The sequence below is a fragment of the Sphingobacterium sp. WOUb80 genome (assembly GCF_050058145.1).
Classification (GTDB): Bacteria; Bacteroidota; Bacteroidia; order Sphingobacteriales; family Sphingobacteriaceae; genus Sphingobacterium.
Window position 1 is genome coordinate 5,882,245 of record NZ_CP165617.1, and the last position, 16,605, is coordinate 5,898,849.

Annotated in this window: 12 protein-coding genes; 9 read left to right on the plus strand and 3 right to left on the minus strand. The window is 41.7% G+C overall.

Features of this window, described 5'->3' with window-relative positions; translation table 11 throughout:
* The first annotated feature begins 31 nt into the window (after positions 1-31).
* Positions 32-343 (plus strand): hypothetical protein, encoded by a 312-nt coding sequence (locus AB1Z56_RS24360; RefSeq protein ID WP_426790383.1) that lies wholly within the window; start codon positions 32-34, stop codon positions 341-343.
* A gap of 60 nt (positions 344-403) precedes the next feature.
* Here the strand turns inward: AB1Z56_RS24360 and AB1Z56_RS24365 are convergent, their stop codons facing one another.
* Complete coding sequence (locus AB1Z56_RS24365) at positions 404-754, minus strand: helix-turn-helix domain-containing protein (protein WP_309364666.1); 351 nt, start codon at positions 752-754, stop codon at positions 404-406.
* A 274-nt stretch (positions 755-1,028) separates the two neighbouring features.
* Here AB1Z56_RS24365 and AB1Z56_RS24370 point away from each other — a divergent pair, with 274 nt between their 5' ends.
* The 7 genes from AB1Z56_RS24370 (at position 1,029) to AB1Z56_RS24400 (ending at position 14,451) form a co-directional block, all read left to right on the plus strand.
* Entirely contained in the window at positions 1,029-2,159 is a 1,131-nt protein-coding gene (locus AB1Z56_RS24370; protein ID WP_309364664.1) for a TlpA disulfide reductase family protein, read from the plus strand.
* 296 nt (positions 2,160-2,455) lie between these two features.
* A complete protein-coding gene (locus tag AB1Z56_RS24375; RefSeq protein ID WP_426790384.1) occupies positions 2,456-5,536 on the plus strand; it encodes a SusC/RagA family TonB-linked outer membrane protein in 3,081 nt (1,026 codons plus the stop codon).
* Positions 5,537-5,564: 28 nt separating this feature from the next.
* Positions 5,565-7,139: a SusD/RagB family nutrient-binding outer membrane lipoprotein gene (locus AB1Z56_RS24380; protein WP_426790385.1), complete on the plus strand. Its 1,575-nt coding sequence runs from the start codon at positions 5,565-5,567 to the stop codon at positions 7,137-7,139.
* Between the two features lie 30 nt (positions 7,140-7,169).
* Entirely contained in the window at positions 7,170-8,135 is a 966-nt protein-coding gene (locus AB1Z56_RS24385; protein ID WP_426790386.1) for a DUF1735 domain-containing protein, read from the plus strand.
* A 207-nt stretch (positions 8,136-8,342) separates the two neighbouring features.
* Positions 8,343-11,594: a SusC/RagA family TonB-linked outer membrane protein gene (locus tag AB1Z56_RS24390; RefSeq protein WP_426790387.1), complete on the plus strand. Its 3,252-nt coding sequence runs from the start codon at positions 8,343-8,345 to the stop codon at positions 11,592-11,594.
* Between the two features lie 74 nt (positions 11,595-11,668).
* Positions 11,669-13,189 (plus strand): RagB/SusD family nutrient uptake outer membrane protein, encoded by a 1,521-nt coding sequence (locus tag AB1Z56_RS24395; protein ID WP_426790388.1) that lies wholly within the window; start codon positions 11,669-11,671, stop codon positions 13,187-13,189.
* Positions 13,190-13,206: 17 nt separating this feature from the next.
* Positions 13,207-14,451, plus strand: coding sequence for a YdcF family protein (locus tag AB1Z56_RS24400; protein WP_426790389.1), 1,245 nt, complete (start codon positions 13,207-13,209; stop codon positions 14,449-14,451).
* A gap of 110 nt (positions 14,452-14,561) precedes the next feature.
* Here the strand turns inward: AB1Z56_RS24400 and AB1Z56_RS24405 are convergent, their stop codons facing one another.
* Together AB1Z56_RS24405 and AB1Z56_RS24410 are read right to left on the minus strand one after the other, a co-directional pair.
* The gene (locus AB1Z56_RS24405; RefSeq protein WP_309364651.1) at positions 14,562-15,647 is read right to left on the minus strand and encodes a Gfo/Idh/MocA family protein; all 1,086 of its coding nucleotides are present in this window, start codon (positions 15,645-15,647) and stop codon (positions 14,562-14,564) included.
* Between the two features lie 17 nt (positions 15,648-15,664).
* Positions 15,665-16,312 carry a hypothetical protein gene (locus tag AB1Z56_RS24410; protein WP_426790390.1) on the minus strand — a complete coding sequence of 216 codons (648 nt, stop codon included), beginning with the start codon at positions 16,310-16,312 and terminating at the stop codon, positions 15,665-15,667.
* Between the two features lie 112 nt (positions 16,313-16,424).
* Here AB1Z56_RS24410 and AB1Z56_RS24415 point away from each other — a divergent pair, with 112 nt between their 5' ends.
* The gene (locus AB1Z56_RS24415) at positions 16,425-16,601 is read left to right on the plus strand and encodes a hypothetical protein (protein WP_426790391.1); all 177 of its coding nucleotides are present in this window, start codon (positions 16,425-16,427) and stop codon (positions 16,599-16,601) included.
* Positions 16,602-16,605 lie beyond the last annotated feature (4 nt).

A 16,605-nucleotide genomic window follows, 5' to 3' on the forward strand; every position in this document is an offset into this window, starting at 1 on the left:
ATGCAATCAAAATGAATTGCTATATTTAATCATGCATGCAAAACCTGAACAACGTAAAACATCAATAGTACCAGTATTATGCAAAATTCTTGTTGGGACTATTGGTGTTTTTGCTATTTTGACCGCTTGTTTCTATCATAATCAACTTGACTTTGACGGCAACTTGACAATAGGATTTCCTTGGACATTTTATAGGGAAGGAAGCGGCTATAGCCCAGATCTTAATGAGCAGGTCGGATACCATGAATTTGAACCTCTAAAATTGATCGGCAATATTCTTTTTGCTGCAACCCTGGCTTTGATGATCTTCCGGATTTATAGCGTCACCATACGAAAACGCTAAGGGGTCTATGAATTTCATAAAGAATGTCAAGCATACCTTTTCTAATTTGAAGCTCTTTAGCTACATCAGATTATTCTCCTTAATAAGATTTCTGTAAAACTGTAAACTTTCCTCCAAATAAGAAATATAACTTTCTTTGTCCCGCAAAAGCTGCTTTTCATTTGCTAAGGGTAATTTTTCACCCTTTATCTGAGCTGTTGGAGGATTGATTAAACTATTCATATCCGTTTGTAATATAGCCGCAATTTGCTGTAGACGTTCAATGTCTATCTTCGTCGTTCCAATCTCAAGGTTCTGATAGGCTTTTAAGGAAATATATAGCTGTTCAGCCATTGCCCGTTGTGATATCTTGAGATATTTCCTACGCTCTTTAACGGCTTTGATAATTTCTTGTGATGTAACATTGCTCATGGTTAGTAGAATTCAAATTAATGTGAACACAGGGTTTGGTATAGCCAAAGATAAGTAATTTGAAAATATAATCTACTTATATGGTAGTCTTTATTTTTATTTATTTCAAAATTACTGTTACCTCCTCGAAAAACCTTTCCAGCTAAGGCGCATTAAATGTTCATAGCACTATTTAATATAGGAATATTTTCTACCTAACTGTTGGAAATGAATAGTCAAACCACTTATTTTTGAATAGTCTACTTATTTAGTAGTTTTTAAAAAAAATAAACATATGACTAAAGTATTTACATTGATTGCATCGCTCACTTTCTCTACAGCGATTATGGCGCAGCATAAAACTGCCTTGCTAAACGGTCAAGTGACTGGCTATACCACACAGGACAAAGCTTTTCTGAGCTATCGGAATGGTACACAACGCATAGCCGATTCGGTTAACATCGGTTCAAATGGAACATTTCAATTCAATTATACGATTGCCGATCCGACAATAGCTAGCCTAACGGTAGGTAAAACACTGGCCTTAGCGCAACGTTCAAAAAGTCTAACATTCTATCTTGAAAATACAGCGATCAAGGTTCAGTCTACCGATTCATTGAAAAATCCATCGGTTCAAGGAGGAAAGACAAATACGGAGCTTAGCCAATTAAAGACGCGGCTTGAAAAAATTGCCCCTTTGCGTGATGCGCTGAATACAAAATATTTTTCGGCAAGCCAAGAGCAACGAAACTCTCCTGAATTCAAAAAGGAAATTGAACAGCTCAGCGAAAACTATCAGCTTGAGAATAAAAAAATCCTGGAAATCTTTATTTCAGAGAATCCCAATTCTTTCGTCAGCCTAGACCGTATTGCAGAGGTCGTTGGCTATGCTCCCGAGGCTGAGGACCTGGATCGATATTTCAAACAGCTCAGTCCAGAAATACGTCATTCGGAAAAAGGAAAAGCTTTTGCACTACAGATTGATCAAACCAAAGCGACGTCGATCGGACAGATTGCTCCGGCTTTTACGCAAGCTAACCCAGAAGGTAAAAATATTTCCCTTGCTGATTATCGAGGTAAATATGTGTTGTTGGATTTCTGGGCAAGTTGGTGTGGTCCCTGCCGTCATGAAAATCCAAATGTCGTAAAAGCTTATCATGCCCTAAAAAACAAAAAATTTACCGTGCTCGGTGTATCTTTAGATCAACCTGGCAAAAAGAACAACTGGCTAAAAGCTATTGCAGATGATAAATTAGAGTGGGATCAGGTTTCGGATCTTAATTTTTGGGATAACCAGGTCGCTAAGCTTTATAATATCCGATCGATTCCTCAAAATTTTCTGATCGATCCCAATGGAAAAATTATTGCCAAAAACCTTCGTGGTGAAGATTTGGAACTCCAACTTTCTAAATATATCGTTGATTAAACAGTAAACATACAGAATTTATGAAAAGACAGTTATCGATTTTATCCCTTAAAAAATCCATTGCTACAACGACAGTGCATGTTGTTGATTCAGCCTATATTTCCCAAGCACGAATGTGCATGCTTATTCCATATATGTAGGTCTAAACTACTCCCTCTATTTTATTCATTGACGATATGGGGTTTACCTCATGTTGTTATACTTTTTTGTCGCAAAAAGGGATGCCGAGCAAATGCCCCTAGGGCATTGCCTTGTCCCTGTGTGACATGCTACACTTTTATTAATCGAAAATTACAATGAAACAAAAATTAATCTATTTTTTGTTGGGGATACTCTTTGCCATCCATGTTCAGGCACAGTCTTCTCGTAAAGTCAGCGGAATTGTATCTGCACCGGATGGTACTCCTTTGGCTGGAGTTTCTATCCGGGTGGAGAATACGAAGGAGGCCACACAAACAGGTAGAGATGGTCAATATAGCATCCGTGTCGCAGCTTCCGAAAAACTTATATTTAGCTTCATAGGCTATCAGGTCCGTCACATTGATTTAAAAGGACGATCATCGTTGGATGTTGTGTTACTGAAAGAGGAATCTGTGTTGGATGAAGTTGTGGTATCAGCAGGGGGGATTCTCAGGACTCCCCGCGAGCAGGGGTATGCAACAACGCAGGTCACCGGCGAAAATCTCACCCAAGGAAAATCACCGACTATTGCTGGGGGGCTTCAGGGGAAGGTACCGGGATTGCAGATCAATCAGATCAGCAGTGGTGTGAACCCTAATTATCGGTTGGTGCTTAGAGGAAACAGATCTTTATTGGGCGACAATACAGCTTTAATCGTATTGGATAATGCTGTTGTGAGCAGTGATCTGCTCAACAATATTAATCCTGCGGATGTAGAAAATGTACAGGTTCTGAATGGAGCCGCAGGTGCCGCAGCTTATGGTGCTGAAGGATCCAACGGTGTATTGATTATCACAACTAAGAAAGGCCAGGCAGGGCGTACAGCCATTAACTTGAGCAATACTTTTACACTAGAAGAAATCAGTTTCTTTCCGAAGTTACAGGATAAGTTTGGTGCAGGATCCACTTCGGGTACACAGATCTACAACCCCGAAGAAAACCAACAGTATGGTCCTGCTTTCGACGGGTCTACCGTTGCGATCGGTAATCCTCTGGAAAATGGGGAACAACAATATGGCACATATTCACCGCGTAATGATCGTTTTGATTTTTGGAATGTCGGCCGCAATAACCAAACTGATCTTTCGATCTCCTCCGGAAATGATAAATCTTCGCAATACATCGCCGGTCAATATCTTACCGGTCGAGGAACAACCCCCGGCGATAAATACAACAGGATCTCTTTTCGTTTAAACGGTACAAGAGCTTTTTATCCCAATCTGACCCTGGATTATTCAGCGAGTTATGTCGAGAACTTTTATGATATTACCTCAGCGACAAGCTCCATTTATACACAGTTAACACAGACTCCAGCCAATATTCCACTATTGAGCTACAAAGACTATGTCAATAATCCTTTTGCGACACCGGATGGTTGGTACAATCCTTGGTACTTAAATCCTTATTGGACAGCGGATAATTATCGGTCGAAAACAAAAAATAGCTATCTGACAGCCAAAATTGAACTAAAGTATCGTCCGACAACTTGGTTGGAGTTTACCTATAGACCTTCAATTTCCAACCGATGGTACGATTCAAAATCTGTTTCACCCAAACAGACTTACTCGAGCTATTCTGTCAATACCATTGGACGTACCAATTTAGCGGGAGGTGTTTCGGATACTGAATATAACAGTGCCCGTATCAACCACGATCTTCAGATAGGGGTAAAAAAAGATATCAATGATTTCTCTTTCAATTTTAATCTGACGGGTACTTCCATTAGCCGACGGTATAAATCGGTGGCTGTTTCGGCATCTGGTCTTGAGATCCCGGGGCTTTACAATGTGTCCAACCGAATTGGAGAAGCTGGTGCCAGCGAGTCAAATACACTGGCGCGGACATTTGCGATATGGGGTGACCTCCTGGTAGGATACAAAAATTACCTTTTCTTACATGCTACGGGCCGTAATGATTGGACATCAGTCCTTAGCAAAGCAAATAGATCTTACTTCTATCCTTCAGTAGATTTGTCTTTTATTCCAACGGATGCCTTTAAGCAATTAAAAGACAATTCGATTGTCAATTATTGGAAGCTGAGAGGAGGTTTGTCGCGCACTGGCTACGTCAACGTCGATCCTTACTCGCTGGTGCCTACATTCTCCTCAGTTACAGGGTATAGTAGCGGAACGTTTTTTTCACAGGGAAGTCGCATTATTTCATCTAATTTAAAACCAGAGATTACTACAGGGATTGAGTTTGGTACCGATTTTAGATTGTGGGATAACCGCATTGATGCAAATATCACGTACTATCATACCGGAACAACAGGGCAGGCGATTCCTGCCGGGATAGCGATTTCTTCCGGCTATTCTCAATTTTATGTCAATACGGGTAAAGTAACGAACGAGGGGATTGAAACCGCTTTGCATATCACGCCTATTCGTAGCAGGGATTTCCAGCTAACAGTTGGCGGAAACTATACGCACAATAAAAACATCTTACAGGATCTTTACCCTGGGCTAGATCGTATTTCTATTAATGGAAGTAGTGTGATCTATGCGCAGAAGGGTCTGGAGCTGAATCAGATCATCGTTTCCGATTATGCCCGTGATGAGCAGGGGCGTGTCATCGTCGACGTAAATACAGGTTACCCTTCCGTGGCTTCTGAAAGTAAGATACTTGGAAATACCACACCACGTCACCGCCTGGGCCTTGACCTTTCTTTACGTTGGAAGGACTTTTCGTTTAGCACGCTTTTCGAATACCGTGGCGGCTATAAATTTGCGGCTATAGACCTCGGTAGCACGCTTGATTTTGGCGGGTCATCGGCTCGAAGTGCCTACTATAATCGGGAGGCGTTTGTCTTTCCAAACTCCTCTTATTTAGATGCTACCAGTGGTCAATATGTAACCAATGATCATATTACAGTTTCAGACGGCGGAGCTGGATTTTGGACTTCGGGTACGTACAATAGAGGCGTATACAGCAATTATGTGATTTCTGGTAATTATTGGAAATGGCGCGAAGCCTCACTTTCCTACCGCTTACCACAGCATATTCTTTCCCGCTTAAAAGGCGTAAAAGCTGCTTCGGTCAGTATCCAGGGACGTAACCTCTTGCTATTTACCCCTAAGTCCAACGAATATACCGACCCTGATTACAGTGCCAATGATAACAATGCCATAGGGGTCTCGACAACAGGGCAGACTCCACCTACACGCTATTTTGGGGCTACACTGTCACTTACTTTCTAATTAGTGAACTATCATACACTTATTCTCAATGAAAAAATTACATTTGAAAAATATATTCTCCCTTGGGATCATCATTGCATTATCTTCTTGCTCACAATTGGATATCAATGAAAATCCCAATGCGGCAACCGAGGCGACCATAACACCTGATCTGGTGTTGACGCAGGCGATCGCGACCACAGCTTCCAATATCGTTAGCTACCATTCTTATGGTGCATTTTTGGTTGGCTATCAGCTTCCAGGTGGCGGAATTGGCGGTTATGGAGATACATATACCTATAACATTACATCCAATACCAATGTTGGATTGTGGAACAATGTGTTCAACAATCTTCGCGATTATCAGTTTATTATCAATTATGCACAAAAAAGTCCCGAGTATAAATTCTTTGGTGATATAGCGCGCATTTTTAAAGTGTTTAATTATCAGTTGCTTGTCGATGCCTACGGAGATGTTCCTTACACGGAAGCGCTTCAGGGGGATAACAACTTGGCCCCTAAGTTTGACGATGATGCAGTTGTTTATCAGGCATTGGTTACCGAGCTCGATGCAATTATCGCGGATATTAAGCAGTATAAAGGTGATCTAAATTACCGGAGTTTATCGAAAAAGACCGATCCGGTGTTTGCTGGTAATCTCGATAATTGGATTAAGTTTGCTAACAACCTTAAATTGCGTCTTTTGGTGCGGGCAAGAGGCACTTCTATTGACAGCTTTGTCCAATCGGCTTTTAGTAAATTCTCTGCGGATGGATTTCTGATCGATGATGTACTTGTAGATCCCGGGTATCAGGCCACGGCAACACAGAACCCCCTATTTGCAACTTTTCATAGCTCAACTGCAGGTTCAATTTCGACGGCAGCCAATTATTATGTGCCTTCTAAATATCTGTTTACGTTCTATGACGGTCGTAAAATAACCGATGAGAAACGGGGCAAGCTTACGTTCCGAAATTTCCCCAATACATCCATCGGTCAGCTCGGCGATGAAGTTAATAACCCCAATTCTGATGACTATGTCTGGTATGTTGGAACAGGAAGTGCAGATGCCCTAGGTGTATTGAAAGGACGTACCGCAGGTTTACCTATATTTCTTGCTTCGGAAACATATTTCTTATTGGCCGAGGCAGCTCTATATGGGCACGAGCTTAGTGGCTCGGTATCAACCAACTTCGAAAAAGGCATTTTAGCTTCATTTACTTATCTGGAAAAGAATGCGACCAATGCGTTAGCAACAGGACAGGTACCTGCTAACGATGCTGCGAATTATAAAACTGAAAATAGTACAAATTATCTTGTCAATTATGCATTGGCTACCACAACTGCACAACGGTTGGAGGCTATCATCACGCAGAAATATATAGCCTTGAATTTTTTCCATGGTCATGAGGCCTGGAACGAATTTCGCCGTACAGGATATCCAAAAATTGTCAATGGTTCGCAAGTTGCCACGGAAACATTTGCATCGGTCCAATCGGGTTCGCCCCGTGCGGATAAACTTCCAATACGCAATCTTTATCCACAGACTGAAATAAATTTAAATGTGAACGTTCCCAAATTGACGAATGGATTTTCGGATCCAATCTTTTGGGATATCAATTGATCAACATCATCAACTAAAGCTTGAAAATCAATGAATATAAATAAAAAATCACTATTGGGCGTGGCAGCTGTCGCTTTGAGTATGACGCTCTGGGGCTGCGTGAAAGAAAAAGGTGTCTTTGAAGATGGTGGAAGCTCAGGTATCGTGCAGCTTGTACTTCCTGCACGGACAAGCAGTACGGCAATTGCCCGTGCTGTGACGACTGTTTTTGAAGCCCTGGACGTTGTGACGCTGCCTGTAAAAGTTCAGTTGACAGGTGCACAGGGTGCCACAGAAGAGCTGAAGCTAACCTTGAGAATAAACGACGGCTCTGTTGAAAAATACAACCTGGCCTGGCAATCTAAATATGAAGCATTGCCTACTCGTTTATATGCTGTGGACACTTATGATGTTATCATCCCCAAAGGGGCAAAAGAAGCTATCTTGAATATTAAAATTTATCCTCCACGTTTTACTGCCATCGATTTTACCAAATCCTATGCGCTTGGCGTTCAGATTCAGTCTGCAACAGGAGGCAAGATCAGCGGAAATTATGCCGAAGGGGTTTATGCGGTGTCAATAAAAAATAAATACGATGGTATTTATGAGGTCACAGGAACCTATCAGGACTATGTTAATGCTGCATTTACGGGGATCTATCCACAGACCGCAAATCTTGTTACGCTCACAGGTAATACCAGTGAAATTAATTATACAACCTTCAATAACGGTAGTTCTCCGCATTCCTATTACTTTAACGCAGGGGGATCAAATTCATATTTCGGCAATTGGAGCCCGATATTCACGTTTGACAATGCATCGAATAAGGTTACAGGGGTGACAAACTATTATGGACAGGGTACCAATAGTAGTGGACGGTATGGCGAGATCGACAATACGGCAAATAACTATTATGACCCAACAACTAAGACTATACATGTGACGTATTATCTTGTCCAGCCTTCTGGAAGGCGGGGGAAATTTACGGAGATTTATACGTTCAAAAAAACGCGATAGTCGATACGAAGTTTCCGCAGAACTTTTTCAATATATTTATAGCTATTTTGCAGGGCGGCTGAGTACACAGTCGCCTTTTTAGTATTACCTTTTTGTTAAGCTTTCGTGGCTTGCTAACTCGGTTTAGTTAAAAACTGTTAATGTTTTATTGACCCTGCCTTCATATAGCATTTGTAATCTTGTACCCATAAATCAAATGCGCTACTTATGAAATTTAAAGCCAACAATGTCTTTTGGTTGTTATGTGCCATTGCAGCGAGCTCACCAGCTGTTCAAGCCAAACCGCTCACACTAACCACGTCACAATTTACGCATGTACAGGGAATCGTCAAAGGTCGTGTCGTCGACACCCAGGGAAATCCTGTTGTGGGAGCAACCGTCCAAAATTTGAAAAGTAAAAAATCTGTTCAGTCTGACGAAAAAGGAAATTTCCAGATCGAAGCCGAAATCGGTGATAGCCTAGGTATTTCCTTTATTGGGTATAGCAAACTCGTACAGTCTGTCACTCAATTCAATGGACAGATCTTTTCCTTACAGGCTGATGAGAACACACTGGAAGAGGTGACCATCTCTATCGGATATCAGCGAATCAGAAAGTCGGATGTCACTGGCGCCATCGCTAGCGTTAAAGCCGAGGAACTCAATCTGAGTGCACCAAAATTATCACAAGCATTAGTTGGTAAAGTAGCAGGTGTACAGGTGATGCAGACAAGTGGTGCTCCATACGATGGGACCAAAATGCGTGTCCGCGGTATGGGATCGATCAATGCTGGTTCGGATCCATTGTACGTTATTGATGGATATCCTATAGGGAACAATTTAAATATCAATCCGAATGATATTGAATCTTTCGATGTGTTAAAGGATGCGGCTTCTGCAGCGATCTATGGATCGCGTGGTGCTGGCGGTGTTGTATTGATTACAACCAAGCGTGGTAAGGAAGGTAAAAGTAATGTGGACTACGAAGTATTGGGGGGCTTTGGCCAGCTTTCCAAGAAAATCGATGTTTTAAACTCAGAACAGTTTATTGATCTCTTAATTGATGGTCGTAACAATTCCTATAGAGACCTGCTGGCTACGAAAGGGATCGCCTGGAGCGACAGTAGACGCTTTGATGATAATAAAACACGTATTGCTAATGTTGGAAATGCCGGCTCAGTAAGTATCCCTGAAGACTACTATGACTTTGCGTCCGGTACAGCAAAAAAAGCGAAATACGATACAGATTGGCAGGATGCTTTATACCGTAATGCACCTTTCCAACGTCATAATCTTTCTACGTATGGCGGTAACGAAAAAAATCGCTATTTCCTCAGTGGATCTTATCAGAATCAACAAGGTATCATGCTTGGTACAGATCAGAAAGTCTTTAATTTCCGGGCCAATATCGATAGCAAAGTGAGTAAAAGACTGACCGTTGGCGCTAATGTGTCCTTTACGTATAACGACAATAATGAGGTAACTACTGGACGTTACGACAGAAGCCCGTCTATGGCGGCTTTGATCTATTTGCCGACGCTACCGGTTTATAACGAAGATGGGACTTATGCCAAATACCTGATGGCCGATCTTTCTGCAAATAACTATGGTATACAGAATCCAGAAAACCCATTGGCTTATGTCACTGAGATTAAAAATAACCGCCGTGGAAAGCGAGGGTTATACAATGCCTTTGCTGATTTTTCCATTATTGATGGCCTAAATCTAAAAGTAAATGGTGGACTGTCTACTTATGACGAGAAGTATGACTATTTCCGTCCTACAAGTCTTTCTGATGGGAATAACAAACCATTTTCACCGCAAGCGGTATCTGCGGCCTACGCAGAGGCCAAAACAAAAAGTGAATTGGATAAACTGATGGAGGCAACACTAAACTATAACAAGACCTTCGGTGGCAAGCATCAGGTATCCGCTTTATTGGGCTATTCGGTTCAACGTACAGATTATGATTATCAGGGAGTAAAGGCCAATGGTTTTAATAATAATGCCATAGGTGAAATTACGGATAAGGGGGCTGATCCTTCTAACTTCCAATTGATCCCTGGTGATACATTCAAACGCATTACGACGCTCCAGTCATATTTTAGCCGTGTAAGCTATAGCTTTGATTCCAAATATTTCCTTTCAGCTTCCATTCGTACCGATGGTTCATCACGTTTCGGGCCAAATAACAAATGGGGAACCTTTCCATCGGTTTCAGGTGGTTGGACACTCTCCAAGGAGGAGTTTTATACGGATTGGTTAGGACAACAGTCAACGGTCAAACTAAGAGCGAGCTGGGGACGTAGTGGAAATAATAATATTGGTGATTATCGCGCGTTATCCGTTATCAACTCGCCAGCAGGAGTTATTCTTGGCGATAAAGTGGAGACTTCTTATACAGCAGGTGATCTGTTCGATCCAAAATTGGGCTGGGAATCAACCTCGCAATACAACGCTGGTCTCGATCTCGGTTTGTTGAAAGGTCGCCTCAACATTATGACCAACTTCTACCTGAGCCGTTCCTTCAATTTATTATTCAACCAGCCACTCTCCGCTGTGTCTGGATCAACAACGATCTTAACCAATCTCCCTAATTCAAAGGTGCAGAATAAAGGTTTTGATTTACAGATTGATGCTACGCTGATTCGTAAAAATGAATTTGAATTAGGATTGAGCGGAAATATCAATGTCAATAGAAATAAAGTGCTTGATCTAGGAGGAGCTTCTACTATCCTGACCAATGGTGCTGAACGCTCTTACTTAACGCATATTACGCAAGAAGGAAGTCCAATTGGTATGTTCTACGGCTTTAAAGTTCTGGGCGTCGCAACTGAAGAGAATTATAAAACTGTCGCACCTTCAGCGGCTTCAACAACTCCGCTACAGCCTGGTGATCTCTATTTTGAAGATGTAGATGGTAATGGTATCGTCAATGATGCCGATAAACGGGTGATCGGCAATCCTCATCCTAATTTCACCTATGGTTTTGCCGTCAACGCACGTTATAAGGCATTCGATCTACGCGCATCATTTAATGGCTCCCAAGGGAATAAAGTATTGGATGGCTATGATTATTACCTCTACAATATGGAAGGCTCCGGCAATCAATATGCGGATGTGGCACAACGTTACCGTTCAGCTCAAAATCCAGGAAATGGTAAAGTATACCGTGCATCGCGTGGTGGTACGCAAAGTAACAGTACACGCCTTTCCGATTTTTATCTGCAGGACGGTTCATTCTTGCGTATGACAAATATTGCTTTGGGTTACAATCTTCCCAAAAGCCTGGCGGAAAAGTTAACACTTTCTGGCGTAAGGATCTACGCTACAGTGGACAATCCATTTACGATTTCTAAATACAAAGGCTACAATCCGGAACCGGATTATAATCAACGTGGCAACCTGACTCCAGGTGTGGATTATGGGCTTTATCCATTGGTGAGATCATATAACCTTGGTGTGAAAGTAACTTTCTAATAGCAGGATAAAATTAATCCTACGGATTGCTCTTTGCAGTTGCGTAGGCTGATGAAAAATAAAAAAATAACAGGATGAAAAAAAGATATATATTACCCTTTGTTTTGTTGGCATTGTCTTCATGTACCAAAGATTTCTTAAATCAGAAAAATCCCAATGCTGTCACGATCGATGATTACTTCAAGTCGGAAAATGATGTGCTTTTGGCTGTCAATGGGCTCTACCAGTCACTTCGTTCGGGAAGTACGCTCGGTGAATCCAGCACATTGTATAACGAGGAACGTTCTGATAATAGTGGACGCAATGATAACCAATCCAATGCCGGGGAGCCTTTCCAATTCAATGACTTTTCGTTGTTGCCAAGTAATACCTATCTAAAGACACATTGGTCTGCTATGTACGCGGCAATCAGCCGTTGTAATGTGGTTCTTTCACATGTCGACGATGTGACCTTTACAAGTGCAGAATTAAAAGGACGTTATATTGCGGAGGCAAAATTTGTACGTGCATTATTATATTTCCACATGGTGCGTAAATTCGGAGATATTCCATTATCTACGGTACAGGTGACCAGTAAAGAGCAAGCAAATGAATTGGCTTTTCGTCAGAAAGAATCAATTGTGTACGAACAGATTATTAAAGATTTGACGGAGGCTTTGTCCAGCAATCTTCCCAATACACAGAAAGATTACGTCATCGGCAGAGCGTCTAAAGCGGCCATCAATTCAATCTTGGGACAAGTATACTTAACTTTGGGCGCAACGCAGACATCGGGGAGTGCGGAAAATTTTGCGAAAGCAGAACAGTACCTCAATGCGGCTTATCAGATGCGTACTTTCGGTAAGCTGAACGAAATTCCTTATGCGGATGTTTTTGATGTGACCAAGAAAAATAGCTGTAAAGAACTAGTTTTCCAGATTCAATACAAACAGGGTGACCAGAATTATAGTTCAAGTATTGCCCGTAATTACCAGGCGCGAGGGGAGACCATCAACTCCCGCTACAATTCGACAGGTGCTGGTGAAGTGGCAAAACTAGATCTGATCAAAGATTACGAGCAAAGCGATATTCGTAAAGATTTCTCTGTGAAGTTTGCTACAAATACCCAGGTTAACGATTGGTTCGTAACCAAATTTAGGGATAATAGTGACGCTGCAGGCACAAATGGCTGGGGTGGAAACGACTGGATCTTGATCCGTTATGCGGATGTGATGCTGTTGCTGGCTGAAGCAAAATTTCACCTGGGTAAAGATGCGGAAGCTATTGCTCTGTTGAATGAGGTACGTGAGCGTGCAGGATTGCCTTCGTATGCGGCCTCCATGTTAAATACTGCCTATAGCAGCAAATATCCGACTTTAAAAGAAGCAATATTGCATGAGCGCCGTGTGGAACTGGCATTTGAAAACCAACGTTGGTTTGATTTGATCCGTAATTATAATGCACAGGAACTGGTGACTTATTTCAAAACAAAAAGCCAGGCTGACTACGGCAATGCTAAAATCTCCAATATATCGACAAAAGATAGATACTATCCAATTCCTTTTGATGAATATAAACTGGATCCGGCACGCATGTATCAAAACCCAGGTTATTAATCCGCAATTGAACGGCTATGATAAAAAATATCAGAAAGATCTTTTTACTTGCTTTGGGAATATGCTGTCTGCATATTTCCAAAGGCCAGGTAAACGATAGGCCTACTGGTCCGCAGGACTGGCTGATCAAGAAGAATTATTATGCATCCTATTTGCTCTTAAAAGATCCTGTACTTACTCAAGAGCTGGTCGGCTCCAAACCGATAGCACAGGTATTGGAAAAAAGGTTCGAACGTTTTGCGATGAGTACCGATTGCCGCGATTTCAGCTGTTACTTAAATGCTTTCAAATGGCAGGATGAGGAAATCGACCTCTTGGCAGAACAATTGGCAGGTCAGCTGAGTCATCATCAGAAACTGGAAAAGCTTGTGCAGTCTACTCTTATCCCATCAATGACTTATGGTCTGTTGCAACATGAAACGGCGAAATCCTATTTCAAAAAAGCTTTGCAACAGGATTTAAAGGCCATGAACTATGTGGTGGATGTATATGCTGGTGGTAAAAAACCTAATTACCCCCAAATAGATTCGATCTCTTTTGATGTAAAACGTCCGGCCTACCTCCGTCTTCTGGATGATGTGCGCCAAGACATCCTCAAAGATATTTCAACAAGCAAAACAGCATTTTTTATGACCATGATGACTGCCGTGCGCTTGCTTGAGGTAAATGAACGATGGGATGCTGCGCAGCTGGAGCCGCTCATCGAACTCGAAAATAAGAAAGCTTACGAAGCGGTCAAAAGTACGGACTTCGCAAGCTATCCTTATAGCCTGTTGCTTACTTTAGGTGCAGGTCCCGAAGTTTATGGGCAGCCAATTAGCCCTGGTGGCATGTTGCGTGCGCGCATGGCCGCCCGGAGTTATTTTGAGAAATTTGCTCCTTTTATTGTACTGTCTGGTGGTAAAGTACACCCCTATAAGACTCATTTCATTGAAGCAATAGAAATGAAAAAATATCTGATCGAGGTAATGGGTGTTCCTGAAGAAGCGATATTGATTGATCCGCATGCAAGACATACCACAACAAACTTGCGCAATACGGCGCGTATTCTTTTGAATTATGGCTTTCCTAAAGATAAATGGGCTATTGTAAACAGCAGTAAAGCCCATATCGATGCGGTTGAAAAAATGGGTGATCGTTGTATGCGTGAACTGGGGTATGTTCCATATTCACTAGGTAAACGAATTTCTGATGTGATCATCGAGTTTAAGGCAAAAGAAGAAGCCTATACGATCGATCCGGATGAACCCCTGGATCCTTAGCCGACTAACTTGGCCAGCTGCTGGTCTATTAACTGAGCAGATCGGCTTTGTCTATCGCCTATTGGCAGGGCATGAAAAAGGTCCGTAGCGGTGCAAGCTACAGACCTTTTTTATTTTAATAAAATGGACTTCCCTTCTTTAGCAGATCGTTTTGCAGCTTCCAGAATTTCAACAACAGTGACATTATTGTTGATGGAGCCAAGATCATTTTCCGGGATCATTTTTTGTTTCAGGACCTGTTCAAGGTAAGCAATGTGGTGCTCAAAGTAAGGGACAGTAGTCGATACCATCACAGGTGGATCATTCTGTTGTTTGTATTTTAGAAGCTCTTTATCATTTTTAGCATAGAGCTGAGCTTTTGTGCCAAAAACCTGCAAATCTTTAACACTATATGGCCAAGCCCAGGAAGCTTGAATAATGCCTGTGCTGCCATCCCGATAGCTCAGAATAATGGTGGCATTGTCGTCTACATTCGGATAGACTTCGGGCTTTAACTGCTGTGTGAATGCCGTGACCGAGATTGGTCTTTCGCCATTTTTGAGCCAGGTCATCAGATTGGCACCATAACAGCCAAAATCCATCACTGCACCGCCACCATTTTTCTTGGGATCCGTAAGCCAGTCGAGGAAATAACTGCTACAGCCGATTTCTTTTGGCCCTTCATGCCCGTCTTTTACAAGTATACGTGTGATTTTTCCAATTTCATCATTGTCGACCAGTTGTTTCAGCTGTTGATTGCTTTTATACCAGGTGGTTTCATAATTCACCAAAAAAGGAGTTTCAAACTGTTTGGACAGAAATGCAATACGTTTTGCATCAGATAACGTTGTTGCTAGAGGCTTCTCCACCATAACTGGGATTTTAAGCGGGAGACAGGTCTCTGCCACATGGATATGCTCGTTGGTTGGATTGTAGGCCAGCACAGCGTCTGGCTTGATATGCTTCAATAAACTGGGCAAATCCGGATAAAAGATAGTCTTTGGCAGATTATACTGCGTCCGTATTTTGTTGGACAGGATTTCATTTGATTCAGCGATACCGATAATATCAACTTTCTTATCCTTATATAAATTTAGGAGCAAGAATACATGGTCATGGTTGAGTCCCGCAACAGCTACTTTAAGCCGTTCACTAGCGTGTACAACCTGATGGGATAATAAGATAAGCAGGAAAGTTATTTTGATCAGATACTTCATCTTGGTAAGTTTAGCTATTATAAATATAAGGATTTGATATGAGGATGTCCTTTGTAAATCCAGGTGATTTTGTGGTGAGATCGGATGATTTCGGCAACGATGTCAAAATAGGTTTCTCCTTGCCCCACTTTTAGCTCCTCTATTTTTTTTTGAAAATGTATTTGATTGAATGGTGATTGTGCGCCTAGCTTTCCCTGATAATACACCAAAGTTGTTTCGGTACCCAACGACGCGCTGCTATGGGCAATATCTTTCCAGACAATAGTATGTGAAGCCGCGTCTTTAAAGGTGCCAAATCCACCGTAAAATAAGTCATCCAGACCATCGAGGCTCCCTATTTGCCAGCTTTCATGGGACATGTAGACGGCATTGATTTCATGGTAAAAACTTGCAATATCGTTGATTCTATAGCCATCAATAACAGCCATGCCGAGGTCGGGATTGTTGCTCGCAAGTAGTTTAAAATCCGTCCAAAGATCCTCAGTAGGAAATATTAAGCTATCTTCCTTATCTTGCCATTTGGCTACAAATTGAATAAGCGCACTTCGAATTGTACTGCGATTATCATCTATTGAATGTAAAAATGCAGTAAACTCAGCATCATCGGAATCGTTTACCAAAAAATGAGCAAGCGTACCTACAATTTTTCTTTCATCTGTTTTCATCTTTGACCTTTATTTTTAATTTTCAAAAAATAGCCTAACGAAATCGTTTGCGGTTTTTTAACAAAAAATCCCATACTTTTAGCTCTACATTTATAAGGATAAATCTAATGTTATGATCTACCGATTTACTTGCTTTAGTATATTAACTCTTGTGAATATACTCTTTCAGTTTGGGATTCCCATATTCGGACAGCAACATCCTAACGTTATTGTTATCTTGAGCGACGTCGGACGTGCTGCGCTTTGGATGTCGTCGGACGTGCTGCGGAATGTCAATACCCCCAAGTAAGGAA